The sequence below is a fragment of the Neobacillus rhizosphaerae genome (assembly GCF_937468385.1).
In the GTDB taxonomy this organism is placed as follows: Bacteria; Bacillota; Bacilli; order Bacillales; family Cytobacillaceae; genus Neobacillus; species Neobacillus rhizosphaerae.
In genome coordinates, this window is the sequence record NZ_CALBWS010000003.1 from 119345 (window position 1) to 145496 (window position 26152).

The window sequence follows — 26152 nt, forward strand, 5'->3', positions numbered from 1 at the left end:
TCATCTCCTATCTCGAAAAAATGGTCGGATCCCCAGCAATCTTACTTAGCTTGCCATTTTCAAAAATCCCCATTTTATCGAGCCATTCAGTGAAGATTGGGGATGGTTGTTTGTTCATCGTTTGTCTTAGTGTTGCGACATCATGGTAGCTCAGTGATTGATAATTTAACATGCAATCATCCCCCATCGGTGCAGCGATTACAAAGTTCACACCTGCAGCAGTAAGTAGAACTCCGAGATCTTCAATATCATTTTGATCTGCTTTAATATGATTGGTATAGCAGATGTCAACACCCATCGGAATGCCATGCATTTTTCCCATAAAATGATCTTCTAGACCGGCACGAATAACTTGCTTATTGTTATACAAGTACTCTGGACCGATGAAGCCAACCACTGTATTAACAATATAAGGATCATAAAAACGCGCGAACCCATAATTTCTTGATTCAAGCGTCATTTGGTCGATTCCAAAATGAGCTTCAGCTGACAATTCAGAGCCTTGGCCCGTTTCAAAGTAAAGACGCTGCGGCCCAGTTCCTGTTCCTAAAGTCTTAGCCATATCGTTAGCCTCCTGAAGCAGGGAAGCTGTAATCCCAAACGAGCGATTAGCTACTTCGGTCCCAGCGATACTCTGGAAAATCATATCTGCTGGTGCCCCTTGTTCTATCGCCTTCATCTGTGCCGTTACATGAGCAAGGACGCAATTTTGAGTCGGTATTTCCCATTCTTTAATAAAATTATAGGTCGCATGAAGCAGTCGCTTCACACTTTCTACAGAATCATCAACGGGATTTATTCCTATGACCGCATCTCCCATACCGTAGGACAAGCCTTCCTTAAGTGAGGCAATCATCCCTTCAACATTATCCGTAGGATGGTTAGGCTGGAGCCTGGAAGCCAGTGTGCCTTTATAACCGATGGTGATATTGCATTTTGATAAAATTTCGATTTTGTTTGCGGAATGGACAAGGTCAAGGTTGGACATGATTTTCGCTACTGAAGCAATCATTTCACTATTTAACCCTCGGCTAAGCCTTTTTAAATCTTCACCAGTAGTTGTGTCACTTAAAATATACTCCCGAAGCTCTGCGACAGACCAGTTTTTAATGGATTGATAGACTGGTTCGTTTAGTTGACCTTCAATAATTCGGGAAACTTCATCCTCTTCCGGTGATAGTAATGGATTTTCACGAATGTCTGAAAGAGTCAACTGACTAAGCACTTCTTTCGCTGCAATTCGTTCTTGGACCGTTTCAGCTGCTAATCCTGCCAAACGGTCACCAGATTTTTCTTCGTTCGCTTTTGAAAATAAGTCTTTTAAAGATGTGAATTGATAAACTGTTCCTAAATAATTGGTTTGTAGCTTCATTTGATTGATCCTCCTTTCTTAATGATGAAACGTTAGTGTTTTAATCACCACTGGTACAACACTTGTTTGTAATAAATGACCAATATCGATATAATCACCATGTTCAACTCGAATTTGATCAATACAGATAATGCTTTGAGAAGGATTCTGGACTTTTATCGTCTGCCCCAAGACCTTCGCATGGTCACTTTCAAGAACTATGACTAATGGTTGCTTACGGTTAGGTTTTAATTGCATCGATTCAAGAATCGATGCAGCCAATGCTTGAACATCACGAAAGCCAAGATAAGGGATTTCCGATATATACAAGGCAAAGTTTTGACCTTCCCTCTGTGGGTCATAAATGTCCATTGCATTTTTTACAGCTTCAGACATTTTCATTATTCCTTCTTGTAGCTCATGCCCAAGTCGGACTTGATAAACAGGTAGATTCCGAATGGGGAGATCATTACTTTCAGCATGAATGGTTGCGCCACTTATTTCGGTCGTCTGCGTCCCAGCTCCGAGAACGGTTGCTCGAACCGTTTCTTCCGGCTTCACCCATGTCCACGAAGATAATTCTTGACTTTCCCTAAGGGATGCTGCAAGTAATTCCCCAATATCGTCATAATGAGCTCCTCCAGCTGATAAGGTCTCATATTTATATATACATTCACTTATTCCACCGGAAAACATGATTGTCTCAATCTCATCCTGCCAATTCGGCTCATGTCCTAAAAGTAAAGGGTGATCTGATACCAATAGTTCTCCCTTCAACATTCTCGCAATGACAGCTGCCATATAATCCGTGAGTTTTTTGATCTCTGGCAAATGACGGCTATCCCCTTCCCGGACTGTTGTCCCCCATTGTTGAAACAATTTCTTAATGGGTGGTGAGACACTTTGAATATGGTTACCGTTAAACTCAATTAATCTGCCACCGATATGCAACGTACAAGTACCACAAAGCTTTCCCGATTTATAAACAGCAACATTGGCGGTCCCCCCGCCGATATCAATATTAGCCATTACTTTTCCTGATTTTTTTGAATATTCATAGGCTCCCGAACCTTTTGCCGCAATAATTCCCTCTAAATCTGGGCCAGCAGTTGCGACTAAAAATTCACCCGCATGTTCCGATAAATAATGAACCATTTCTTGTGCGTTTTGTTTTGTTGCGGTTTCACCAGTTATGATGACTGCTCCAGTTTGAATATCATTTGGTTCAATACCAGCCTGACTATATTCTTTCTCTACTAGGGTTTCTACCGCCTTCATATCAATTGTAGTGGTTGATAGTAATGGCGTTCTATATATGGGACTGCGATGTAATACTTCGGTATTAATAATCTCAATCCTAGGCATATGCATCCCACCCGCCATATTCATCAGGGAGAATTTGCTAATGACTATCTTTGTCGTACTAGTACCGATGTCGATCCCCGCACTAAGAATCTCCTCTTTTTGAGGTTCGTACCTTTTAATGACTATCACCTCACTCCAAACATGCAGAAGAGAGTTCGCATCCACATTATTTTTGAAAAATAAAAAAGGCACCCCATTCGAACTATCTGTTTAATGATAGTTCGTATAGAAGGCGCCTTTGCCAATTTCATTCATTTGTATACTTTGAATATAGTCTATTTCTTCACTTTTGTAAAGGGTTTCATAGGAAAATAACTACCTCATCTGAGACACCTTCAGTGTACTTTTTCATCTCTTGCATAGTGTTGCATTTCACAAGATCCCGAATTTCCTGTAAACCTTTTTCAGTAACAGAAGAGGAAATAACGATCGGTCCTCTTGGTATCACTCTTTTTAATTGGGTAATAGCTCCAGCGATATCTGCTATGTCAGAGTCGCTTTTTGTGACCACTCCAATTGGAAGCTTATTGATACCTGTACTGAAACTTGGAGGGAAAATCGTCTTTTGCTTCGTTGCATCCTGCAAATATAATACATGAGTTACCTCAAGTGCCGTTGCCATAATATTTTTATAGAAATATGGATTTTCCGTGTATTCGCCAGGCGTATCAACAATCCAGTCATAATAGGTAAGTGCTTGCGTTTTAACCGCTTCAGCCTCTCGTTCAAGCAACGCGTTGGTTAACGTTGATTTTCCAGCACCGATAGAGCCTATCAGCATCGCTCGATTTTTCTTCGTCATCATAAGATTCCTCCACTACGATTTTGTAATTTGAGCAGGGGTGTACCTTAATATTTCAGACAAGAATCGGTTTATTTCTTCCATCGCCATTTGTACCGAGGATACACTACCGATAATTACAAGACTGCCTGTAAATCGGTCTAAAAAGCCAATTTGAACATCGGCCGCTTTTGTAGCTAAATCTCCAGCGATGATAACGGTTTCACTTGGTGTCAAGGTTAAAATGCCCATTGCACCAGCTTGTTGAATCCCTAATTTGTTAAACATATCAGGATCAGGATTTGCAATGATATGACTTAATGTCACTTGCTTTCCTGGTACGAATTCCTGGATGAATCGTTTTTTTTCTTCACTCATTATTACGGCCCCCCTAGGTGCCAATCTCTTATTATCCTACTTTTTTCACATTTTCCTGTTTCGGTAAATATTCATCCTTACCAATAATTCCTGCCTCACGATCCTTTTTCTCTAATTCAAGTGCCTTTGGTACCGATAACCAATAGGCTAAACCAATGCCAATGATACCTGCAGATATCTTTCCAACAATTATTGGTAATATCAAGGTCGGCTGAAAATTAGCTGTAAATGATAAATGGTCCCCTAATAAAAAAGCCGAACAAACGGCAAATGAAATATTAATTACCTTGTCTTTAGGTGGCATTGTTTTAACAAGCTTAAACATCGCTAGGATATTAGCTATGGTTGCAACAATCCCTGCACTTCCTTCTTTACTCAGGCCTACCTTGCGACCTAGTGCTTCAAGTGGGCCGCCAGCATATTTTTGAAGCAAATAAACCATCGGGAATGCACCCGCTAGCATAATTCCAATATAACCAGCTGTTTCTAAGGCGCGGAATTGATCTGCTTTATCAGCCATAATTGGGTGGAAACCCCAGCCTCCAAACACGTTTGTAAATAGACCTGTAAAAATTTCCACAATGGAGAAAACAAGAACAAGCTTGATAGCAGCATCCATGATTCGTCCAAACCACATAAAGGCCTTGATCATAAAGTCTGGTAAGAAATATAATCCTACAGCAATTATAACAACAAACAGAAGAAGTGGACTTAAATTTAAGAGAATCTTTCCATAACCTAATGCAAATTGGTATTTTGCCTCACCTGAAGTGGAAATGAAATCACGAAATTTTGAGCTTGATAGTGTGATAATCGTACTTGAAATAAGTGCACCTATCGGAATTGTCAGTACTCCTGACATCACACCAAGGGCCATATACTTGTGATCACGCTTATCTAGCATTGCAAGTCCCATAGGGATTGAGAAAACAATGGTCGCACCAGCCATAAAGCCGACGATCATGGCCATTATCCATCCTTCTTGTGTTTGCTTTAACACTTCCGCTAATTGATAGCCACCCATGTCGGTTGCTAATATGGCCGTGGCAGCAATCGCTGGGTCTGCCCCAATTGCAGAAAAGAATGGACCACAAACCTTCCCAATAAACCATGAAAGATAAGGAATTGATGCCATGATCCCAGCAGCTGGTACGAAAATATGCCCGACTGAATGAAGCCCTTCCATAAATTGCTTTCCTAATCCATCATCACTGTTACGAATTGCTGCAATTGCCCCCAGCACAGCACAAGTCATGATTATGTAGATAACAATCTTTCCTACCATTTCCATTATTATTCCTCCAAAAAAGTATTTTCATAATATATTAAGTGGAAAATGTACGAACCCATCATGAGATAGGATATAACTGGAAAGGGAATAACCCCCATATTTAGCCATTTCAATTCTTCTAAAGAAAGACAGCTTGTGCAAAAAAAATTCACTTTTTGCTGCCCTCCGCCCCTTTTCCTCAAAAAAGACAAAAAGGTGCCGTGCGATTTTCATAAATAAAAACCACAGAGCACCTTTGCCCGGACTATTCACTTATTAAGTGTTTTAAGCGTTATACTTTAGAATAATTTTCTTCGCAACATTTTCCATTGTAACCTGCTTGTTCATACTGACTTTTCTCATTTTCCTGAAAGCTTCCTCTTCAGGCAGATTAAGTTTCTGCATGAGGATTCCTTTTGCTTTTTCAATCATTTTTCTTTCCATAAGTTGTTTGTTCATAACTTCTACTTGTTCTCGATATGCATTTGCATTTTCAGCTTGCCTTAACGCTATTTCAACCGCCGGTATTAAATTGTCTTCGTTAATCGGCTTCACTAAATAACCCATAATATTCGCTTGTTTCGCTTTATCCACATACTCACGCTGGCTGTATGCAGTTAAAAGCAGGATTGGTGTGTTCATTCTTTTTGAAATAATTTCGCTTGCCTTTAGCCCATTCAATTTTGGCATTTTTATATCCATAATAATCAAATCAGGTTCCAATAAAAAGGCCTGTTCTATGGCTTTTTCTCCATCTCCGGCTTGGGCGACCACCTCGTACCCAGCATCTTCTAGCATCATTGCAACATCTAAGCGGACGATAGACTCGTCCTCCACGACCATGATTCGCTTTTTCACTCCTCAACCACCTCCCTATCAATAGGGAATCTAACTAAGGCTATGGTCCCTGTTTCCGCAGGTTCAATCGAAAAATGACCGGATAAATCGTGCTCAATCATCATCCCTACTATTTCCAAACCTAATGAATCTTTCGATTTAGGTGAATATCCTTCGCCGTTGTCGATTACCTGGACCTCAATTTCATTGCCATTTTGCGCGAACAGGACCGAAATCTTTCCTTCATTCATGGATTTAAAAGCATGTTTGACACAATTTTGAATTAATTCATTAATCACTAATGCCACGGAAACGGCCTTATTAGATTTAATTAGGAGGTGAGGCGGTCCTGAATAAGAGATGCTGACCTTTTTATTTTCATGCTCTGCTTCAAATACGAGCATGTTGCCAATTTTCTCTATTAATCTATAAATATCAACATCATCAACACTTGAGTTAGAAAGGATAATTTCATATACTGATGCAATGCTGGCAATTCGATTCAGACTTTCCACAAAGTGGACTTTACTTTCCTCCGGCAGACCCTTCCGTATTTGCAGGCGTAACAAGCTAGCCACTGTTTGCAGATTGTTTTTTACCCGGTGGTGAATTTCACGAATCACTACTGATTTAACAATTAACTCTCTTTCCTTTTCCCTTAATTCGGTAATATTTTTAAAAATCACAAAGGTACCATTTGATTTCTCTTGCTGACCTAGTGTAATTTTTTTTATTTGAAAAACTTTATTCAATATATTTACTTCTCTAACTAATAGTTCTTCTGGATCACTGAGAATCTTTTTGATAATTGGGAAATATTGGACAAGCAAATCCCCCGGCTTAAAATTCCCTTCTCCTATTTCTTGGGTTAAATTTGTAGCTGCAGGGTTGCAATAAAGAACCTTCCCTTCATGATCAATAAAGAATAATGCTTCTTCAATTACCTCCGGAATAATGGATCTACCCTCGGTCATGCCAATGAGAATTTCACTTAACGTTTCTGTTGCTTCTGATAACGCTTCCATTTTTTGCTGATATCGAACCTGTTCACTTATATCCTTTTCCATAATAAGTGTCCCAATGATACGATTGTTACTGGCTTTAATTGGGACCACACTTTGATCGACTGTCTTTCCTTCTTGAGTCAATGCCCGATTAAGAAACATCGGCTTACCTGTTCTTAATGTAAAGAAAACAGAAGGTTCAAAAGCCTCATAGACCAACTTTCCTACAACCGGTTTTTTATAGACTGACTTAGTTGTTGTAGGTGCAGCTTCTGCCACGACAATTGCATGCTTCCCCTCTTTTGTAGGGCAATCCACGAAAACATTTGCTTTATTTAAGTCAGCAATTAACGGCAATGTTACCACAATCTCATTAATTCTTTGAACGTCTTCATCCGAAAGATTCGTATGAAGTGTACATAATTCCTCAACCATATTGTAGTGCATTTGTTAGATCTCTCCTAAAAGGTGTAGAAAGACAGAATATATGAAATATTATAGTAGACATTTGCGAATTTTGTCAATAATGTGACGGTCTGGACATTTTAAGAAGATGATAGATTCTAAATGGTATCAGATGAATATTAAGAATAGTGCAGGCTAACACCAGAATTCGATCAAAGCTAATTCAATTTTAATTGGGTCAATATAACTCCACTTGCTTTATGCTGTAAAACATCTGCTAATAAATCAGCTAAATATGCCCCAGCTTCAACAGGCGGTATCCCACCATCGTGGATATTAGAAATAACCGTCCTATCTGCTTCGACTGTGTCTTGATTTGGACGATAAATAAGATAAGCACTAATACTTTTTGAAGTAGCTAGGCCAGGCCGTTCGCCAATAAGAGAAATGACTACATCACAATTGGTAATGGATGCTATTTCATCCTGGATCCATACACGGCTTCTTTTTATAAAAACAGTTTCGCCAATTGAAATATTTTTCACCTGTAATCCTTGAATCAGCGCTGGAAGTAAATCCCGAATATTCGCTTCGATCCCAGATGAGCTAAGTCCATCCGAAACAATAATTTGTACTTGTTTGTTTTTCGAAAGATTCTTTTCAGCCCATTTTCTTGAAGCCTCATTAAGCTGGCGTCCACTATCTAAATTCATTAAATATTCATCCATAGATTCCGATTTAGACTGGAGGACTGGAAGCTTCACTTCTGTTAAAAACTCCTCAGAAACCCCTCTAAATACGGCGTCTTGCGCAGCGGCATGATCGATACGAAAATCAAGGTATTCCCTTGTCTTCATGCGAGTTCCGGTCCGTCCAATACCAATTCTTGCGGGAGTAATCGATTGAACCTTTTCAATTGTTTCACGATCTATCGGACTGTCTACTCTGACAACCTTTTCTTTTTCAAAAACTAGACTCCGAACTATTTCTTCTACCTTTTCCTTGTTGTTTGGTGTTGATAACTGACTTGAATTCTTATGTTCTGCCATTTTCAATTCTTCCAGCACTTGTTTAACTATCGCCTGTATATCCATCAGTAATTCCTCCTTTCTTATTTAAAAATGGATAAATCTCCAGCCCGCTCGGTGAGGCGTCCATTTTCCATAATCCCGATTTTCTCCAACCACAGTTCAAATTCCCGTAATGGACGAAGACCAAGCATTTCTCTTAAGCTAGCATCATCATGATAGCTTGTATCTTGATAGCTAAGCATGACATCATCCCCGCCAGGTACACCCATATAGAAGTTTGCACTGGCAAGTGCTGTCAGCATACCGGCAATTTCCTGATCATTTTGGTCAGCTTGCATATGGTTCGTATATGTTGGAGCAATCCCCATCGGAAGTCCATGTAATTTCCCCATAAAAAGATCCTCAAGATCCGCACGAATCACTTGTTTGCCATCATAAATGGTTTCCGGTCCAATGAAGCCTGAAACATTATTAACCATAAACGGTTTCCAGTGGCGTGCATAGCCATAGGTTCTCGCTTCAAGAGTCTGCATATCAATCCCAAGATGGGCGTCAAGTGATACTTCTGATCCTTGGCCTGTTTCAAAATAAAGCTGATTGGGCCCAGTAGATGTGCCATATTTCGCCATTAATTCATATGCTTCATCCAATATGGCCTTTGAAACACCAAAATCATTATTGGCTGCTTGTGTTCCAGCAAGGCTTTGGAACATAAGCGCAATCGGCGCCCCTTTTCTCAACGCTTGCATTTGTGTTGTAATATGGGCAAGCACGCAGTTTTGTGTTGGAATTTCCCATTTTTGGATAAATTCGTGGGTCATATGTAATATCCGTGAAACTGACTCTACGCTATCATTATTCGGGTTCACACCAATCACGGCATCGCCAGATCCATATGACAAACCCTCTTTCATGGATGCTAGAATTCCTTCAGGGTTATCGCTTGGATGGTTAGGTTGGCAACGAAAGGCCAAACGCCTCTGTTCTCCAATCGTTGTATTACAATGAGCAGTTGGTCTAATTTTTTGAGATGCCATCACTAAGTCAATACTCGACATTAGTTTTGCCACAGCCGAAATCATCTCACTTGTTAAGCCTTTGCAAATTCGAAATAAATCAGATGAATTTGTTTTGTGTGATAATATATTTTCTCTTAATTCTCCAACCGACCAATTTGCTATTTCTTGATAAATGTATTGATTGAGATCATCATAAATAATTCTTGTGACTTCATCCTGTTCATACGGAATAACAGGATTCTCATAAATCTCCTTTAATGTGAGCTCACTTAAAACGACTTTTGCTGCCATCCGTTCTAGGTAAGACTGAGCACCAATACCCGCCATTTTATCTCCTGATTTTTCTTCACTTGCCTTGGCTAAAACCTCACGAATCGAATGAAACTGGAACCTTTCATTTTTAACCGTACATGTAAACAAGCTTCTTCCCCCCTTCAGTCTTGAAAATCCTTTGTATCGCTTTGAATAAACTGTCTGGAAAGCGGTTGCAATTATGGAAGCATTTCAAGACAAAAAGACGCCCTACTCGTATAAGCCATAAGAATGACTTAACAAGTAAGGCGCCTTCACCTAGCATTTTCACTTAATATTAATTATAACAAGATGATGTTTGAAAAGATAGAATTTTTAATATTTTTCAACTGAATTGTCTGTTAATTTAAACAATAAAACTCCCCATATTTAAATCTATGATTCATTTGAATATTCCCATGATAGTGCCCGTCCAGCTCAATCAAATTTTGCCGATCTCGTCTGAAAAATAGGGCGGAGACAACTTTTTTTTCTATTTAAATTTACGAAATAATTCTAAATCCAAAAAACAATGCCAGGTAACCACTTAATTATCGATGGTTACCTGACACCCTATTGTAGCTATGTTTTTTTTAAATTGTATGGTTAGTAAATTACTTACTTATTCGTTTCAACCTCAAAAGTTAAACTCCTTTAAATGCTTGACGATATATTTCAGCTAATTCTGATATTAATGGAAGTTTTGGATTTGCAGTTGTACATTGGTCTTCAAATGCTCGTTCAGCGAGATAATCTACTTTGCTTTCGAATAGTTCTTTCTCCACATTATTTGCTTCAATGCTCATAGGGATTTCAAGCACATGAGCTAGCTTAATAATGGCCTGAACGAGGCTCTCTACGCCTTCTTCCGTTGAACAAGCTGGGAGACCTAATGTTCTCGCAATTTCCGCATAGCGCTTGTCAGCGACAAAGTGGGCATATTTCGGAAACGCGGTAAACTTCTTCGGTTTGGTTGCATTATAGCGAATGACATGTGGAAGCAAAATTGTATTCGCTCTTCCGTGAGCGATATGGAATTCTGCCCCAAGCTTATGCGCAAGGCTGTGATTTATGCCAAGAAACGCATTGGCAAAGGCCATACCAGCAATCGTTGATGCATTATGCACTTTTTCGCGAGCTAATTCGTCACTTCCATTTCGATAGGCTCTTGGCAAATATTCAAATACGAGCTGAATGGCTTTCATGGCGAGTCCATCTGTATAATCATTGGCCATACAGGAAACATAAGCTTCAATGGCGTGAGTCAGAACGTCCATTCCAGTATCTGCTGTAATCGTCTTAGGCACCGTCATAACAAACTGCGGATCAATAATTGCTACATCTGGTGTCAATTCATAATCGGCAAGCGGATATTTCATATTTGCTTCTTTATCGGTAATAACGGAAAATGACGTTACCTCAGATCCTGTTCCAGAAGTAGTCGGAATAGCTACGAATTGTGCTCTTTCACCTAAATGTGGATATTTCACAATACGTTTACGAATATCTAGGAATTTTTGTTTAAGTCCAAAGAATTCAGCATCAGGATGTTCATAAAACAACCACATTCCTTTAGCAGCATCCATTGCTGAACCCCCGCCAAGAGCAATGATGACATCAGGCTGGAATTTAGCCATCATTTCTGCCCCCTTCAAGACGGTTTCAATCGAAGGGTCAGGTTCCACCTCTGAAAAAATTTCGCAATGGACATAATCCGGACGCTTTCTTAAATAATAGAGAACTTTATCAACATAGCCTAATTTCACCATTCCAGGATCAGTAACAATAAAGGCTTTGGATAACTTAGGCATTTTTGCTAAATACTGAATGGAATTTTTTTCAAAATAAATTTTAGACGGAACCTTAAACCATTGCATATTGACATTCCTTTTAGCCACTTTTTTAATATTAATTAAATGGATCGCACCCACGTTAGTGGAAACAGAGTTGCCTCCATATGTGCCGCAGCCAAGTGTTAAGGAAGGCATGTAGGCATTATAAATATCACCGATAGCACCTTGTGAGGATGGCGCGTTTACAATAATCCTCCCTGCTTTCATTCGTAAGCCAAACTTCTTAATCGCGGTTTGATCAGTAGAGTGAATAACCGCAGAATGCCCTAAACCACCAAATTCTAGCATTTCTTCAGCTCTCTTTAATCCTTCCTCAAGACCACTAACCTTGTAACAAGCTAGTACGGGGCTTAATTTTTCTCTCGAAAGCGGGTAACCAGGTCCTACTCCTTTTAATTCAGCAACAAGAATTTTTGTATCCTCAGGGACATTTACGCCTGCCATTGCCGCAATTTTTGAGGCAGCCATTCCAACAATATCAGGGTTTACAGCACAGGAATGTTCATTAATGACTAATTTTTCAACCTTTTCTATTTCTTCTTTATTTAAAAAATAACAATTGTTTGCAATCATTTCATTTTTTACATCATCATAAATTTCTTTATCTATAATGACAGCCTGTTCTGAGGCACAAATCATCCCATTATCAAATGTTTTTGATAAGATTAGATCATTAACTGCTTGATACAGATTAGCTGTTTTATCAATATAACAAGGGACATTCCCTGGTCCAACTCCAAGGGCAGGTTTTCCTGAACTGTAGGCGGATTTAACCATGCCCGCACCACCTGTGGCAAGAATCATCGAAACCTTCATATGGTTCATCAGAGCTTGTGTTGCCTCAAGTGAAGGCGTTTCAATCCATTGAATGCAATTTTCTGGCGCCCCAGCCATTATCGCTGCATCTCTAAGTACCCTAGCCGCTTCACTGCTGCATTTCTGTGCGGATGGATGGAAAGCAAAAACAATCGGATTTCTTGTTTTAATCGAAATGAGTGCTTTAAACATCGTAGTTGAAGTTGGATTTGTGACAGGCGTCACCCCCGCTATAACTCCCACAGGCTCAGCAATTTCAATGATTCCTTCATGTTCATTCTCATTTATGATGCCAACGGTTTTATCATATTTGATATTATGATAGACATACTCCGTCGCAAACATGTTTTTAATGATTTTATCTTCATAAACGCCTCTGCCTGTTTCTTCAACCGCAAGTTTTGCAAGCGGCATATGCTGATCAAGCCCGGCCAAGGACATTTTCATGACAATTTCATCAATCATTTCTTGGTCAAAGCTGCGGAATTCTTCCAATGCTTTTAGACCATTTTCCACTAAAACATCAACCATTTGTATAACACTCTGCTTTTCTATCATTGCTTTTTCTGCCAAAGCCATGATTATCCCTCCAATTGGTTAAAAAAAATGGTGAAGAACTTTACAAAAATACATATAAAAACTAAGGATTAACATTTTTTAAAAAGTTTGTGAAACATTTCACATGTTGAAGAAAAAAAAATGAATATTTACGTTTCACAAGTTTTTAATCGCAAACGGGATTTCTAGGAATTTTTTCAAATGAAATATCCGTTAGTACTTTTGAATAACTTTTTACTATGATCACGTAATTGATCGTCCAAATATATGCTGGAATATTTTCATTTTCTTTAAACATCATTGCCTCAAATTCGTCGCCCACTGTTTCTTCAAACACCTCAAGTGTATAAGTTTCAGAATCTGTAGAGAAGGTTCTCCATTCACAAGCCATCATGTTTTATCACTCCTTATTTCTTTATGTATTCATCATAACACGAGTTTCAAATAATAGTTTGTGAAATATTGAACAATCTTTGAATTGTGATTATTTTTATCAAAAATAGTACAATTCCCTTATATTAGCCTTTACTGCCAAAGTTAACATTAATTAATAATTATCATCTTCTACACAAAAGGAAACGTTTACAAAATTTATGTTATATTGTTATAACAACCCAGGTGGTGCCAAACACCAATATTGTAGCTTCTTTATAGATTGAAATGCCGTGAGCTGATATAAAAAAATATCGGTACGTATTTTTTTATAGTTTAGAATAATCTGATATGAACTCGCAGGTATCTTGAAAATATCTTAGTGTTTAAAAATCCTTCCACGCATGTGATTCTATAAATCCCTTTTCAACCTTTTTAATTACTATTAAAAACTCCGATTAGTTCTCATTTTGTTATACAACAAATCCTAACTGTACTATATCAATTTGTAAGTTTAATAGATACTGATGCTAAAATTATTTCTGATAACCGTAACTTTATAAGCGTTAGTACGCTATTATTATTTCTTAACTTAATAATCTGTTGTAATTGTTTTATTATCCTGTTACAATTAAAATGCATCATTTTTAGAAAATTCATAAAATTAAATCTCAGTAACATTGAGACCTTTAACTGATGGGAGGAATACTTTTGTCAAAAATGCCGAAAAGCAATGAATTAGGTTTTTTTGAGATTCGTCTTGAATCGATCGGCGGGTTGGGAGCTAATTTAGCTGGAAAAATGCTTTCTGAGGATGGAGTTGTTGGAAACGGACTAAACGGAGTCGGTTTTTCATCCTATGGATCAGAGAAAAAAGGCTCCCCTGTAAAAGCGCATATTCGTTTTTGCGATCCCGTTACAAACATCAGAGACACCACACCAATTGAACGTCCACATGTAGTAGGCATATTCCATGATGCCCTTTTTAAAACTATTGATTGTACAAGCGGGATTTATCCAGACAGCACCATCTTAGTGAATTCACAAAAATCCCCTTACGAACTGAAGAATGACTTGAAAATCCCTAGCGGAACAATCGCCATCGTTGATGCAACAGGAATTGCATTAGAAGAACAAACAAAAGTCAATACCGCTATGCTGGGAGCGCTTTATCGGATCTTGGACTTCTTAGACCCTGATTCTATGAAACAAACAATTAGCCGGACGTTTGAGTCGAAGTATCCACACCTTGTGGAACCCAATATCCGGACGTTTGAACGCGGGTACAATGAAGTAAAATTCAAAACATATTCGTTTGATGATGTAATCGAACATAAACCATTTTCTAGAGCAGAACCGCTGCTCGGTTATCAAACTCATGCCATTGGCGGTACCATCACAAATCCAGGAAACAGTATATTAAAGGATTTAAGCATTTCACGTGCCGGAATGCTGCCGCATTTTCATGAACAGAAATGTATTAATTGTGCAGCCTGTGATACCGCGTGCCCAGACTTTTGCTTTGTTTGGGAAGAACAAGAAGACAAACGGGGCCGACCGCAAATGTTCCTTCAAGGTATTGACTACCAATATTGCAAAGGCTGTTTGAAATGCGTCCATGCTTGTCCTGTTGATGCATTAACAGGAGAAAGAGAATATAATGACGGCTACGCAGACAAGAATCGTGTGCCACATCTATTTGATTTGGCCATTCAAAATTAAGGAAAGGACGGATTCTTCATGTCCATTGATTTAAGCCAAGAAAAGTTAACCATTCCAAATGGAACGGTTGAGCAAAGTGTCGTATTTGAATCCGGCAATGAAATGGCTGCCTATGCAGCACACCAAATTAATTATCATGTTATGGGGTATTTTCCGATTTCTCCTTCAACAGAAGTTGCCCAGTTCCTTGATGGGATGAAAGCCAAAGGCGAGCATGATATCGTGTTGATCCCTGCTGACGGAGAACACGGATCAGCCGGTATCTGCTACGGGGCTTCGACTGGCGGCGGACGTGTTTTTAACGCTACAAGTGCAAATGGGTTTCTCTATATGCTAGAGCAGTTGCCTGTTCAATCGGGAACTCGATTTCCAATGGTGTTAAATTTGGTCAACCGCTCCGTATCCGGACCATTAAATATTCATGGAGATCACTCCGATTTATATTTCGCGTTAAATACCGGATGGCCGATCCTAATGGCCCGTGATCCGCAAATCGTCTATGATATGAACATTATCGCGATTAAACTAGCGGAAGATCCTGAAGTCCGACTACCCGTCATCGTCTCATTCGACGGTTATTTCACCTCCCATCAAAAGAGACGGGTCGATGTGATGAAAAATAAAGAAGATGTACAGAAGTTTATCGGCGAGCCAAATGCGAACTTCCCTCATGCATTAGATCGCGAGAATCCAGTCACAATAGGTCCTTATATGAATGAACCCGACTACATTAATAACTGTTATCAACAATCGGAAGCCATGTATAAAGCAGAGCAGGTCTTCGAAAAAATTTCGAAAGAATATGCCGAATTAACCGGGCGTGAATATCCTATTCTTGATTTATATCGCATGGATGATGCAGACGTGGCAGTGTTTATGTTGAATTCGGCCGCCGAGGTTTGCAAGGATGTAGCCGACCGGCTCCGCATACAGGGGATAAAAGCCGGTGTCATCTCTCCAAATATGATTCGTCCCTTCCCGCAAAAACAATTAGTTGAAAGTTTGAGAAATGTAAAAGCGGTTACAGTTGGAGACCGTGCCGACTCATACGGAGCACATGGTGGAAACATGGCACTAGAATTAAAAGCGGCTTTGCAAACAGCGGGAAATGTTAGTACAAAGGTAATTAACCGAATCTACGGATTGGGCGGCAAAGATTTTTATGCTGATGACGCAGAACACTTTTTCCAATTAGCACAAGAAGCGGCTGAAAAAAGCTGTGTTGAAAAGCCATTTGACTACTTCGGGCATAATCCCGGCAACTCGAAATTTGCGTCAAAACGCGTCTTGAACCCAATGAAAAAAGAAGACTTGAACACTGGTTTAATCACCGTCACGCCTGATGAAAATACTGGTGAACTAAAGGTTAAAATCCCTCCACTAAGGAGTTTAACGAAAAAACCAAAACGGTTAGCTTCTGGACACGGGGCATGCCCAGGGTGCGGAATCTTCTCAGGACTAGAGCTGTTCTTTAAAGGAATTGAAGGAGACATTGTTGCTTTATTCCATACCGGATGTGCCATGGTTGTGACAACTGGCTTTCCATACAGTGCACATAAAGCGACTTACATCCACAATCTCTTTCAAAATGGCTCGGCAACGTTATCAGGACTTGTGGAAATGTTTCATGAAAGAAAACGGCGTGGTGAATTAACTGACTTAGGACTGAGCGATGATTTTACCTTTGTTATGGTTACGGGTGACGGTGGCATGGATATTGGCATGGGTCCTGCCATCGGAACCGCATTAAGGAACCATAAAATGATCATCCTTGAATATGATAACGAAGGCTACATGAATACGGGTAGCCAGCTCTCCTATTCGACACCAATGGGACATATGACAAGCACCTCAAATGTTGGCTCCTTCCAAAATGGAAAACCGTTTCATCACAAGGATACGGCGCAAATCATGGCTGCTACTCATATTCCTTATGTATTTACAGGAACAGAAGCGTTTGACAGGGATCTATTAAAAAAGGCAGCTAAGGCCCAGTGGTATGCTAAAAATGAAGGCTTGGTTTACGGTAAAATTTTGATTACTTGTCCATTGAACTGGAAATCGAAGGATGAATTAGGTCAAACGATTGTAGAGGCTGCTGTCAACTCCTGCTTCTTCCCGCTTTATGAGGTGGAACGTGGACTCACGACAGTTACCTATGATCCTGAGAATAAAAACAAACGGATCGCGGTATCAGAGTGGCTGAAGCTAATGGGGAAAACGAAACATTTACTAAAAGAAAACAGCAAAGACATGCTTAAAATGTTTGATGATGAGGTAGAGCGCCGTTGGATTAGGCTCAAAGCAAAGCACGAAAGCCCTTACCTATAGAGGTAAAAATAACATTATCTATGAACCCTTTAACTACACAAAAAGGGGAAATAAATCGAGTAAAAAAAGAGTACTAACAAATTTATATCTTACACAATAACAGATGAAAGGCATTGGTACCGATCCAATGCCTTTTGCATTTCCAATAGTTCATCAGCAAAGGTATCCTGTTTCATCCCCCCATGTTTTTATCAAATGGTAATAAGCAAGCTTGATCTCCTCTTCATATTGTTGAATTTGAGTGGAGTCAATTTTATATAAATTAATGATTGTGGCAGCATCATGTTAGGAAAAGAGTACAGAAGGTACTATACTTATAGTTATGAAAATCAAAAAGGAGGAGTATAGTTTGAAAAGCTTACATGATACAACCACTTTACATAATGGAGTCAAAATGCCTTGGTTTGGACTTGGCGTTTATAAAGTTCAGGAAGGTGAAGAGGCGCTTCAATCCGTTAAATCTGCAATTAAAGCTGGTTATAGAAGCATTGATACCGCAGCCCTTTATGAAAATGAAGATAGTGTTGGGCAGGCCATTAAAGAATCCGGGGTTCCCCGTGAAGAACTATTCATTACAACAAAAGTATGGAATTCGGATCAGCGAAATGATTCAGTATTAGAAGCCTTTGAAACGAGCTTAGTAAAGCTTGGGCTTGATTACGTCGATTTATATTTAGTCCACTGGCCCGTAAAAGGAAAGTATAAACAAACATGGAAGGTTCTCGAAAAACTATATAAAGATGGCCGCATTCGGGCAATTGGTGTTAGTAATTTTAATATCAACCATCTAGAGGACCTAATGTCAGTGGCAGAGATTAAACCAATGGTCAATCAGGTTGAATTACATCCCCTTTTAGCTCAGTCTGAACTTCGCAATTTTTGCAAGAAACAGGAAATCCAAATTGAAGCTTGGGCTCCACTTGGGCAAGGCAGGCTCCTTGAACATCCTGTTTTAAAAGAAATTGCCGCTAGTCACAATAAATCAACAGCCCAAGTCATTTTGCGCTGGGATCTGCAAAATGAAATTGTCACCATCCCAAAATCGGTTAAGGAAAGCCGTATTATTGAAAATGCGAATATCTTTGATTTTGTCCTTAGAGAAAGCGATATGGAGAAAATAAATGCACTGAACGAAAACAATCGATACGGAGCAGATCCGGACAATTTTAATTTTTAAAATATGCTGGTTTGGCAAATACTGTTGCTTTTCTTACTAAATTCCCCAATACCTTTGATTAGGATGGGGATTTTTTTCCTCTCTTTTTTCGGTGTAAGCCTACGTAGAACCCTTCCATCGGCTTTGGCTCTCTTTTTTCGGGAGAATGCCTACGTAGAACCCTTCTACATCGACTTTTGCTTTCTTTTTTCGGGAGAATGCCTACGTAGAACCTTTCTACATCGACTTTTGCTCTTTTTTTTAGGGAGAATGCCTACGTAGAACCCTTCTACATCGACTTTTCCTCTTTTTTTTAGGGAGAATGCCTACGTAGAACCTTTCTATATCGGCTTTTGCTCTCTTTTTTCAGGAGAGTGCCTACGTAGAATCTTTCTACATCGACTTTCCTCTCTTTTTTCGGAGGAATGCCTACGTAGAACCCTTCTACATCGACTTTTCCTCTCATTTTTCGGTGTAAGCTTACGTAGGACCCTTCTACTTCGGCTTTTGCTCTCTTTATTCGGGAGAATGCCTACGTAGAACCCTTCTACCTCAGCGAATTTTATGATATATCAGCGAATCGAAGAGTAATTGTCAAATTGTCCTTAAATTTCAATAAAAACAACATTCTATAAAAAAAGAGACTTAACATAAAATGGTAACAGATTCAGTTAGAAGGTGGAAAATCTAATTTGACAATATTTTGACATTAAAATTGGCAGGTATTAGGAACAAATAAAATAAGAAAAAGGATGTCATTTGACATCCTTTTTAGCTTATTATCGGCTATTTCTTTTTTTAAAGAACAAATAAATGATGCCAAACAACAAAATTACTCCAACAATATATTGTAATAAATTATTCCAATTATATTCGCTGTCACCTTGTTCACCGCTACCAGCATATTTACCGTCATAGTTAGCTTTTATAAATGATTTTTCGCTTTCCTTAACTGCAATTGCATCATTTATGTTAACACCTTTGATTGCATAGTATTCAGTGCCTTTGGGAAATTTATTTGAAAAATTACCACTATAAGTACCTTCGTTGTCTGAATACTTAGTAACCTCACCTATCTTCTTATCGATTTCTTTGGTTTCAATATGAGTTTCCGAAACAATATAAGTGTTACCATCATAGACAACAAAAGCATATGCCCATTTCGCATAAGTTGTACTAATAAGGAAAATAAACCCGAGTATGAAGACGAAAAACAGACTTATTATGTTTCGCAACACTATCCCTCCTTTAAAAATTAGACGATTTCATACTATTATCTTTACATCTTTTAATCTATACTGGACATTTTTTAAACCATATCAAGTTCTTTTTAAAGTTTCTTTACTATTTATTTCAATTTAAACAATGCAGCATCTTAATTTCTCATGAAGAAAATAAAACAGTTTATCAAAACTCCTGAGGGAGTATAGGATGTTTACTCATTATAGACATTTAGTTTTGTATTGCTTGAGGATTTTCCGATTTTTTCCTTTCATATTACTTGAATTTTATTTATATTATGGTAATATTATAAATAAAATTATAATATTCAGTATATTCTTAATAGTTGATTCCGTTGTGTTCCTTTGCCTTCCATAACTTGTGTTGTTCAATATCCCTTCTTATTTAAATTATTTTCTGTCACTGTCACGAAAAATTAAGAAATGATGAAATGGAGTGAATCAAATGTATAATTCACAAAGTGGTTCTTACGAAGTTGTAAACACTAATGTTTGTCATAATTGCGGTGGATTAACCATTAAAAATGAAGAACTTTCTTCAGACAAGAAGCTGGGAATTGCCTATCCTATGTTTGGTTGGCTATTCTTCTTTATTTCCCTTCTTTTTATTCCACTTCTGTTTGGGGCTGGAGCATTAATCATGGGGTTTTTGACTTATCATGATAGAAATAAAATCCACGGTGCAATATTATTGTTTTTTGCAGCTGCAGGTTTAATCATAGGTTCAATTTTCAGTTTTATGGTTTCAGGAACTTTGTTTATTTAGTGCAAATAAATTAAATAAATTAAATATCATATCATTATTGGTTTTTAAATTTAATTAAAATTGTAACTACTGTATTAATGCGGGGTGCCTGTACACCCCGTATTTTCTTGTTCCATATAATGTTTACCCGGTATTTAATTAAAAGAACACTTAGACGAGATTTTCTATACTCGAATGAAATTCTTTTTTATTATTACCTTTATTATTCGAACAATAGACTTTTGAATCATATGATTTTTAAAACGATAAGTGTGTAAAGCACAGTTTTCCTTATTAGAAGCACTATTATTTGAATAGGGGTTTTTTACCTGATGCATACTTCATTTCAAAGTTTGGAAAAAAGCGTCAAATTCATTTAGTATTCTCTTTTTTCCAATAGTCATAAATAAATTCTTTGAACATTTCATTCAAAGCTTTCCTTTTTTGATTTTTCAGCCAATCGACCTGGTCGATTGGCAGTTTTAATTTTAACCTAACTTCTTCATTAGGCATTTCCACTTTTCTTATTTCATCTAATGTGATGCCTTCTTCTATATTCGGAAACCATGAATCATTTTCGTTCACCCTATCGAAATCTTCATACTCTTGAGTGTCTTCAAGCTCACATAATAAATTTAGCTGTGGCAATCCACCTTGCAAGATTTTTACATTCATAATGGAATTGATGATTCTACCATCTTCTAATTCTATTTCAACAATGAGGTTATCTTCCTTTTTATATTTTTTCACCACAACCTCACTGACAATCATATCCAATTCTAAAGTGAATCCCGAATTTGATTCAAAGATATAGATCGCGTTTTTAAATACATGGATACTCTCACCATCAAATTTCACTGATTTTACAACTACCATATACCGTTCCCCCATAAAGTTGTTTCATCTATTCGCTTACAGACAGTTAATGGATATAGGGCCGATCCCTTTATGAGTTTTCGACAGATTGACCCCTTTTTGTATAAAAATCACATTTTTCCTATCATTATATAACCAAATCCCATCTTTCTTCTATAAAAATATATAAAACTATTTAAGCTGTTGTTTAATATTCGATGGTAAATCGGCTATTTTAACAATTGTAACCCACAAATCGCAAACTATTTTTGAAACACGATTTCCTATAACTACAGTAGGACTGATTCCACCTCCTAAATCCGGGGTAAGCCTACCGTTTTCTTCCAAGATTTTTTCTATGGCAACAAGTATTTTCTTCCAATATCTTCATATTCAGATAGTCAAATATTTGGCTGACTGACCAAATAGCAGCAAGTGGATTTGCTATCCCTTTTCCCGCTATGTCCGGTGCTGAACCATTTTATTAACAGACCCTCATCTATGAAACAAATATGTAATCTCAATTAGTAACAATTAGTATTATTGATTTCAGTCTCTGCTTCAATCATCCTGCCAAATCGGTAACCTTCAATAAGAACATGTCGTTCGTGGTCACTTAATCGACGCTCCCATTTGGTTTCTAAATATAAAATGACTTCGTTATAGTAAATTTCCGGATAATCAAAAGGTTTATTCATAAGTATGTCTCCTCCTTATCATAATCACCCCTACCTTAAAAGTCTTGTCCAAACTATCCAATTTTAAAAAAGAACATGTTAAAAACATTTTCTAGTTGTGGCCCAGAAGGGATGATCAATAATGAATCTGAGGAAGAAACAATATTATTAGGGTAGATTTAAAAATTGTCGAAAATATCGTAAAGAAAAAAGGACAACATTTTCAAGTAGCACCTATTTTATTTGCTTCATCATCAAAATGTGTTCCTTCAGAACCCATCCACGACATCATTGTCCTGGGCTATTGGCTCTCTACATGTAATAATAATTCTTATTGGCAATAATCTTAAAAATCCAAAACGGAGTGGTACCCGTACAGGCACTGGACCTTATGGAACTATTCTAGGAATTTTGAATGTTTCCTCTTCAAGTACATGAATACCTCCGATTACTTCATAAGCGGAACCTATTGAAACAAGCAAATCACCGGTGATAGCAAGTTTTTGTTCTTGGAGAAGTTTTAATAAATCCGTTTCTCCTATTTGCCTTGTTACAGATACGGCCTCTAGTATTTGCCCAATCGTCCTAATCCAAACCCCTGTCAAAATTTGTTGTTCACCGAATCTATTGGCATCTTCCTCTAACTTAAAAAGCGACGATAAAGCTTTAAGTTCAAGGATTTGGCCCAATACTTGAATCCAAAGCCCTAATAGTACCTCTTTTTCCAGTTCTAAAATTTTATTGCTTTTTTTATTGCTGGAATTTTTTTGGTTATGGTTCTTTTGTTTTGAATAATCCATGCCTACCAACCCCGGAACTAAATTTTGCTTTATTTTATGTGAAACAAATACAATTGTGTATTCCGTTTTTGAAAACCCGAAAAGCCAGGATAGGTTAAATCCTAGCTTTCTAGTTAAGGTTCTTATGCAAATTAAATAATCCAAAATTCAAAGTCCTCACCATTTGCCCATAAATTCCCTGTGAAAAAATATTAACTGCAAATAGATTTCTCAGGAATGGTTCTAGTTTCCTTCCTGTTCCTGAATAGGAATCAAAGCTAACATTTCTGACAAAATATCGTTTGTCGTCCCTCTTGCTCATTTTCTTCAAAAAAGTGAACTGTCCAATCTCTAAATTCAACTAACAACTCTTGAGGATGCAGCTTATATTGATTAGATACTCGCAGATTCTCGGTCTGCGGTGACTGATAAAAGGTTTCCATAAAAAAATAACCATTCTCTTTTATCATGTTTTTTACTATATGAAAAAGTGAGCGATCAAGGTAATAAGTAATGACAACTAAGTTAAATGAACTGTTTTGCCAATTAAGATCATTCCATTTTGTTAGGTCGTATACTCTTGGGTGGATTTTAAGTTTATTGTTAGTTGCCAGTTCCTGAATATAGTTTATAGCGACATCCGAAATATCAATAGCCTGGACTTGATAGTTCATGCGAGCAAGAAATAAACTGTTTCCGCCCAGTCCACAAGCAAGATCAAGTGCTGTCCCTCCATTTAGAAAATCAATTAGTTTTTCTAACCTGGGATTCGGTACAGGGTCCTTCTGTTCACACACACGTTCTTTATGTTTCGAATTCCATTTCATTCTAGTGTTCATTTGAAAATCCCCTGTGATAGTTTGTTCATAATAATCCACTCCAATTTCGAGCCGTGCTGTTATTTTTAATCAATAACTCTTGCCACATCACCGCCGCATTTTTTACATTTTCCTTCTAAAACAATGCCAGTTGATAAATCTTTAACAGTGTATCTTTCAATTTGAACGACATCTCCACAAGAAACGCACCAAACATTCCGCTCAAGCTTTCTACGGATTTCTATAGGAATAGAAATCCATTTCTTATTTGCGGAAAAAGAGATCACTTCTTGATTATCATTTATTTTAGGTTCATCTTCTACTTTTTCCAATAAATCAATAACTTCTTGGATGTTTGTCCTGACTTTTTTTACCTCAATCATTTGCCACGCATCCAATATGGTAATGAGCTCTTTATTGCCTGATTCTGCAATCTTATCTAATAAAAGAAGAATCAGGCCGCGGTTCCGGTCTTTTAATGTTTCAACAAATTCATATGTTCTATTTTCAGCAGCAGCAAGAAGCTTTTCCATTAATTCATTAGCATAGGTCTCGCGTTCAATTTCCCAGCCTTTATCGGTAAAGACAAGTAGTGGAAGTTTACCATTATATTCGATTGCTAGATATTGATGAAGAATCATCCAGTCTATTTTTGCGAGAATCTCTTTTTGCGAAACCCCATTAAATGCTCCATATACAGGACTGTAGTTCAATTCTAGCTCTAATAACTTTTTATCTTTCGAGCCCGCCAAGATTTTGGCAAGCATAGCACGGCCGCCACTCATGATCAAATCATCTGCCCCTCGCAAAATGACTTTTATTTCATTGGTTGGCAAAGACTTAATCCCGTTTGCATTAAGCTCATATGTTACTCGATTTCTTTTTTTACCCATCACTTCTCCCCCATTTATAAAAACAATTCGTCATACCTCAACCTATTACAAGTATAGCCATGAATAAATTTTTATAAAAGGATTATGTATATTACCCTACAATTTCAAGTTTCTATATTCCACAAATGCTTTCTACCCCATCAAAAGTTATAGTATATGGCATAATCTACTGCATAATATATCCACAAGAATTGCAAGAGTTTTCTGAATTAAATTATTGACGCGAAGTCATATTCCTTGTTATGATTTCCCTTGAAAATATATCCAAAAGAAAGGGATGATAATGGTGGGCTCAGAAAATTTTCTGCCAACACTGGATTTTGCCAAACAACTGGACAAGAATGATTCACTTGCTCGGTTTCGTGAAGAGTTTTATATAAATCCTAATTCCATCTATATGGACGGGAATTCCTTAGGACTGCTTTCGAAACGAGCGGAACGGACACTGTTAAATACCCTTCAAGATTGGAAGGATTATGGAATCGACGGCTGGACAAAAGGAGAGCAGCCTTGGTTTTTCCTGTCAGAAAAATTAGCGAAAATGATGGCTCCGCTCGTGGGAGCTTCTGCTGAAGAGGTAATTGCAAGCGGTTCCACAACCATCAATCTCCATCAACTTGTTGCGACTTTTTATAGTCCAAAAGGATCGCAGACAAAAATTTTAGCAGATGAATTAAACTTTCCCAGTGATATCTATGCCCTAAAAAGCCAACTGCACAACCATGGACTTGATCCCGATGTTCATCTTATTCGTGTAAAAAGTCAGGATGGGAGATTAATAGAAGAGAATGATATTATCGAAGCGATGACCGAAGAGGTAGCAATGATTATCCTGCCAACCGTACTGTACCGCAGCGGGCAAATACTTGATATCAGACGATTGACAGATGAGGCACATAAGCGAAATATCTTAATCGGCTTTGACGCCTGCCATTCGATTGGCGCCATTCCTCATTCATTCACTGATTGGGACGTTGACTTTGCTTATTGGTGTAATTACAAATATTTAAACGGCGGGCCTGGTGCTGTCGGTGGGTTGTATGTTAATCGTAAACATTTCGGAAGGTCTCCTGGTTTAGCTGGATGGTTTGGATCGAGCAAAGATAAACAGTTTGACCTTGAGCATACCTTTACACCGGCGGATACAGCTGCGGCTTATCAAATTGGCACACCGCATGTATTAAGTCTTGCCCCCTTAATTGGGTCTTTAGAAATATTTGCAGAAGCCGGCATTGAAAATATTCGGCAAAAGTCCCTGCACATCAATCAATATTTGATGGATCTTATTAAACATGAGTTAGTGGATATGGATTTTGTCATCGGGAATCCTAGCGAGAATATCCGCCGCGGCGGGCATGTCAGTCTTGAACATAGTGAAGCCGCACGCATTTGCAAGTCCTTGAAAGAAAACGGGATTATTCCTGACTTCCGGGCACCAAACATCATCCGCCTGGCCCCTGTAGCCCTTTATAGTACCTACGAAGAGGTTTGGAAGGTAGTCCAAACTCTCAAAGTCATTATGAAGGAAAAGCAGTTTGAGAAGTTTGCCAATGAACGTGAGGTCGTTGCGTGACATTTATTTTTAGAAATGCAGAAGCCGTCTA

General features: G+C 38.1%; 23 protein-coding genes. 5 read left to right on the forward strand and 18 right to left on the reverse strand.

Annotated features, from left to right (window positions below; genetic code table 11):
* Nucleotides 1-7: 7 nt before the first annotated feature.
* From M5A78_RS04760 to M5A78_RS04810, 11 genes are all read right to left on the reverse strand, one after another.
* Nucleotides 8-1372, reverse strand: coding sequence for an ethanolamine ammonia-lyase subunit EutB (locus M5A78_RS04760; RefSeq protein ID WP_248734132.1), 1365 nt, complete (start codon nucleotides 1370-1372; stop codon nucleotides 8-10).
* An 18-nt stretch (nucleotides 1373-1390) separates the two neighbouring features.
* Nucleotides 1391-2836 (reverse strand): ethanolamine ammonia-lyase reactivating factor EutA, encoded by a 1446-nt coding sequence (locus tag M5A78_RS04765; protein ID WP_248734217.1) that lies wholly within the window; start codon nucleotides 2834-2836, stop codon nucleotides 1391-1393.
* Nucleotides 2837-3017: 181 nt separating this feature from the next.
* Nucleotides 3018-3518: a EutP/PduV family microcompartment system protein gene (locus M5A78_RS04770; RefSeq protein WP_248734218.1), complete on the reverse strand. Its 501-nt coding sequence runs from the start codon at nucleotides 3516-3518 to the stop codon at nucleotides 3018-3020.
* Between the two features lie 15 nt (nucleotides 3519-3533).
* A complete protein-coding gene (gene eutS, locus M5A78_RS04775) occupies nucleotides 3534-3875 on the reverse strand; it encodes an ethanolamine utilization microcompartment protein EutS (protein WP_248734133.1) in 342 nt (113 codons plus the stop codon).
* Nucleotides 3876-3906: 31 nt separating this feature from the next.
* Nucleotides 3907-5166, reverse strand: a complete 1260-nt coding sequence (gene eutH, locus M5A78_RS04780) for an ethanolamine utilization protein EutH (RefSeq protein WP_248734134.1) — start codon at nucleotides 5164-5166, stop codon at nucleotides 3907-3909.
* Between the two features lie 264 nt (nucleotides 5167-5430).
* Nucleotides 5431-6003, reverse strand: a complete 573-nt coding sequence (locus M5A78_RS04785; RefSeq protein ID WP_248734135.1) for an ANTAR domain-containing response regulator — start codon at nucleotides 6001-6003, stop codon at nucleotides 5431-5433.
* Nucleotides 6000-7433, reverse strand: a complete 1434-nt coding sequence (locus M5A78_RS04790) for a sensor histidine kinase (RefSeq protein WP_248734136.1) — start codon at nucleotides 7431-7433, stop codon at nucleotides 6000-6002. The genes M5A78_RS04785 and M5A78_RS04790 overlap by 4 nt, the downstream gene beginning before the upstream one ends.
* 176 nt (nucleotides 7434-7609) lie before the next feature.
* Nucleotides 7610-8485, reverse strand: coding sequence for an ethanolamine ammonia-lyase subunit EutC (eutC, locus tag M5A78_RS04795; RefSeq protein ID WP_248734137.1), 876 nt, complete (start codon nucleotides 8483-8485; stop codon nucleotides 7610-7612).
* A gap of 17 nt (nucleotides 8486-8502) precedes the next feature.
* Nucleotides 8503-9861 (reverse strand): ethanolamine ammonia-lyase subunit EutB, encoded by a 1359-nt coding sequence (locus M5A78_RS04800; protein WP_248734138.1) that lies wholly within the window; start codon nucleotides 9859-9861, stop codon nucleotides 8503-8505.
* A gap of 515 nt (nucleotides 9862-10376) precedes the next feature.
* Entirely contained in the window at nucleotides 10377-12980 is a 2604-nt protein-coding gene (gene adhE, locus M5A78_RS04805) for a bifunctional acetaldehyde-CoA/alcohol dehydrogenase (protein WP_248734139.1), read from the reverse strand.
* Between the two features lie 145 nt (nucleotides 12981-13125).
* Nucleotides 13126-13353: a hypothetical protein gene (locus tag M5A78_RS04810; RefSeq protein ID WP_248734140.1), complete on the reverse strand. Its 228-nt coding sequence runs from the start codon at nucleotides 13351-13353 to the stop codon at nucleotides 13126-13128.
* Nucleotides 13354-14042: 689 nt separating this feature from the next.
* Here M5A78_RS04810 and M5A78_RS04815 point away from each other — a divergent pair.
* From M5A78_RS04815 to M5A78_RS04825, 3 genes are all read left to right on the forward strand, one after another.
* Nucleotides 14043-15053, forward strand: coding sequence for a 2-oxoacid:acceptor oxidoreductase family protein (locus M5A78_RS04815; protein ID WP_248734141.1), 1011 nt, complete (start codon nucleotides 14043-14045; stop codon nucleotides 15051-15053).
* An 18-nt stretch (nucleotides 15054-15071) separates the two neighbouring features.
* Complete coding sequence (locus M5A78_RS04820) at nucleotides 15072-17384, forward strand: thiamine pyrophosphate-dependent enzyme (protein ID WP_248734142.1); 2313 nt, start codon at nucleotides 15072-15074, stop codon at nucleotides 17382-17384.
* 322 nt (nucleotides 17385-17706) lie between these two features.
* Complete coding sequence (locus M5A78_RS04825; protein WP_248734143.1) at nucleotides 17707-18561, forward strand: aldo/keto reductase; 855 nt, start codon at nucleotides 17707-17709, stop codon at nucleotides 18559-18561.
* Between the two features lie 758 nt (nucleotides 18562-19319).
* On the opposite strand, the gene M5A78_RS04830 is transcribed toward M5A78_RS04825, so the two are convergent.
* The gene (locus tag M5A78_RS04830) at nucleotides 19320-19775 is read right to left on the reverse strand and encodes a hypothetical protein (protein ID WP_248734144.1); all 456 of its coding nucleotides are present in this window, start codon (nucleotides 19773-19775) and stop codon (nucleotides 19320-19322) included.
* A gap of 451 nt (nucleotides 19776-20226) precedes the next feature.
* Between M5A78_RS04830 and M5A78_RS04835 the strand changes: the two genes are divergently transcribed.
* A complete protein-coding gene (locus M5A78_RS04835; RefSeq protein WP_248734145.1) occupies nucleotides 20227-20547 on the forward strand; it encodes a hypothetical protein in 321 nt (106 codons plus the stop codon).
* Nucleotides 20548-20898: 351 nt separating this feature from the next.
* On the opposite strand, the gene M5A78_RS04840 is transcribed toward M5A78_RS04835, so the two are convergent.
* The 6 genes from M5A78_RS04840 to M5A78_RS04860 all read right to left on the reverse strand — a co-directional run bounded on the left by M5A78_RS04840 (nucleotide 20899) and on the right by M5A78_RS04860 (nucleotide 24548).
* Nucleotides 20899-21402 carry a hypothetical protein gene (locus M5A78_RS04840; RefSeq protein ID WP_248734146.1) on the reverse strand — a complete coding sequence of 168 codons (504 nt, stop codon included), beginning with the start codon at nucleotides 21400-21402 and terminating at the stop codon, nucleotides 20899-20901.
* Nucleotides 21403-21712: 310 nt separating this feature from the next.
* Complete coding sequence (locus tag M5A78_RS24865; RefSeq protein WP_406603666.1) at nucleotides 21713-21844, reverse strand: hypothetical protein; 132 nt, start codon at nucleotides 21842-21844, stop codon at nucleotides 21713-21715.
* Between the two features lie 61 nt (nucleotides 21845-21905).
* A complete protein-coding gene (locus tag M5A78_RS04845; RefSeq protein WP_248734147.1) occupies nucleotides 21906-22079 on the reverse strand; it encodes a hypothetical protein in 174 nt (57 codons plus the stop codon).
* 368 nt (nucleotides 22080-22447) lie between these two features.
* A complete protein-coding gene (locus tag M5A78_RS04850) occupies nucleotides 22448-22858 on the reverse strand; it encodes a hypothetical protein (RefSeq protein WP_248734148.1) in 411 nt (136 codons plus the stop codon).
* A gap of 257 nt (nucleotides 22859-23115) precedes the next feature.
* Nucleotides 23116-23676, reverse strand: a complete 561-nt coding sequence (locus M5A78_RS04855; RefSeq protein WP_248734149.1) for a class I SAM-dependent methyltransferase — start codon at nucleotides 23674-23676, stop codon at nucleotides 23116-23118.
* 65 nt (nucleotides 23677-23741) lie between these two features.
* Nucleotides 23742-24548, reverse strand: coding sequence for an RQC-minor-1 family DNA-binding protein (locus M5A78_RS04860; protein ID WP_248734150.1), 807 nt, complete (start codon nucleotides 24546-24548; stop codon nucleotides 23742-23744).
* 283 nt (nucleotides 24549-24831) lie between these two features.
* Here M5A78_RS04860 and kynU point away from each other — a divergent pair, with 283 nt between their 5' ends.
* Entirely contained in the window at nucleotides 24832-26121 is a 1290-nt protein-coding gene (gene kynU, locus M5A78_RS04865) for a kynureninase (protein WP_406603665.1), read from the forward strand.
* Nucleotides 26122-26152 lie beyond the last annotated feature (31 nt).

Excerpts from the sequence above, each read along its gene's own strand:
- adhE (WP_248734139.1), bottom strand. The coding sequence starts at position 12,980 with ATGGCTTTGGCAGAAAAAGCAATGATAGAAAAGCAGAGTGTTATACAA.
- M5A78_RS04845 (WP_248734147.1), bottom strand. The coding sequence starts at position 22,079 with ATGAATAAACCTTTTGATTATCCGGAAATTTACTATAACGAAGTCATT.
- M5A78_RS04825 (WP_248734143.1), top strand. The coding sequence starts at position 17,707 with ATGAAAATCAAAAAGGAGGAGTATAGTTTGAAAAGCTTACATGATACA.
- M5A78_RS04760 (WP_248734132.1), bottom strand. The coding sequence starts at position 1,372 with ATGAAGCTACAAACCAATTATTTAGGAACAGTTTATCAATTCACATCT.
- kynU (WP_406603665.1), top strand. The coding sequence starts at position 24,832 with ATGGTGGGCTCAGAAAATTTTCTGCCAACACTGGATTTTGCCAAACAA.
- M5A78_RS04770 (WP_248734218.1), bottom strand. The coding sequence starts at position 3,518 with ATGACGAAGAAAAATCGAGCGATGCTGATAGGCTCTATCGGTGCTGGA.
- M5A78_RS04850 (WP_248734148.1), bottom strand. The coding sequence starts at position 22,858 with ATGGATTATTCAAAACAAAAGAACCATAACCAAAAAAATTCCAGCAAT.
- M5A78_RS04860 (WP_248734150.1), bottom strand. The coding sequence starts at position 24,548 with ATGGGTAAAAAAAGAAATCGAGTAACATATGAGCTTAATGCAAACGGG.
- M5A78_RS04840 (WP_248734146.1), bottom strand. The coding sequence starts at position 21,402 with ATGGTAGTTGTAAAATCAGTGAAATTTGATGGTGAGAGTATCCATGTA.
- eutH (WP_248734134.1), bottom strand. The coding sequence starts at position 5,166 with ATGGAAATGGTAGGAAAGATTGTTATCTACATAATCATGACTTGTGCT.
- eutC (WP_248734137.1), bottom strand. The coding sequence starts at position 8,485 with ATGGATATACAGGCGATAGTTAAACAAGTGCTGGAAGAATTGAAAATG.
- M5A78_RS04810 (WP_248734140.1), bottom strand. The coding sequence starts at position 13,353 with ATGATGGCTTGTGAATGGAGAACCTTCTCTACAGATTCTGAAACTTAT.
- M5A78_RS04790 (WP_248734136.1), bottom strand. The coding sequence starts at position 7,433 with ATGCACTACAATATGGTTGAGGAATTATGTACACTTCATACGAATCTT.
- M5A78_RS04855 (WP_248734149.1), bottom strand. The coding sequence starts at position 23,676 with ATGAACACTAGAATGAAATGGAATTCGAAACATAAAGAACGTGTGTGT.
- M5A78_RS04835 (WP_248734145.1), top strand. The coding sequence starts at position 20,227 with ATGTATAATTCACAAAGTGGTTCTTACGAAGTTGTAAACACTAATGTT.
- M5A78_RS04820 (WP_248734142.1), top strand. The coding sequence starts at position 15,072 with ATGTCCATTGATTTAAGCCAAGAAAAGTTAACCATTCCAAATGGAACG.
- eutS (WP_248734133.1), bottom strand. The coding sequence starts at position 3,875 with ATGAGTGAAGAAAAAAAACGATTCATCCAGGAATTCGTACCAGGAAAG.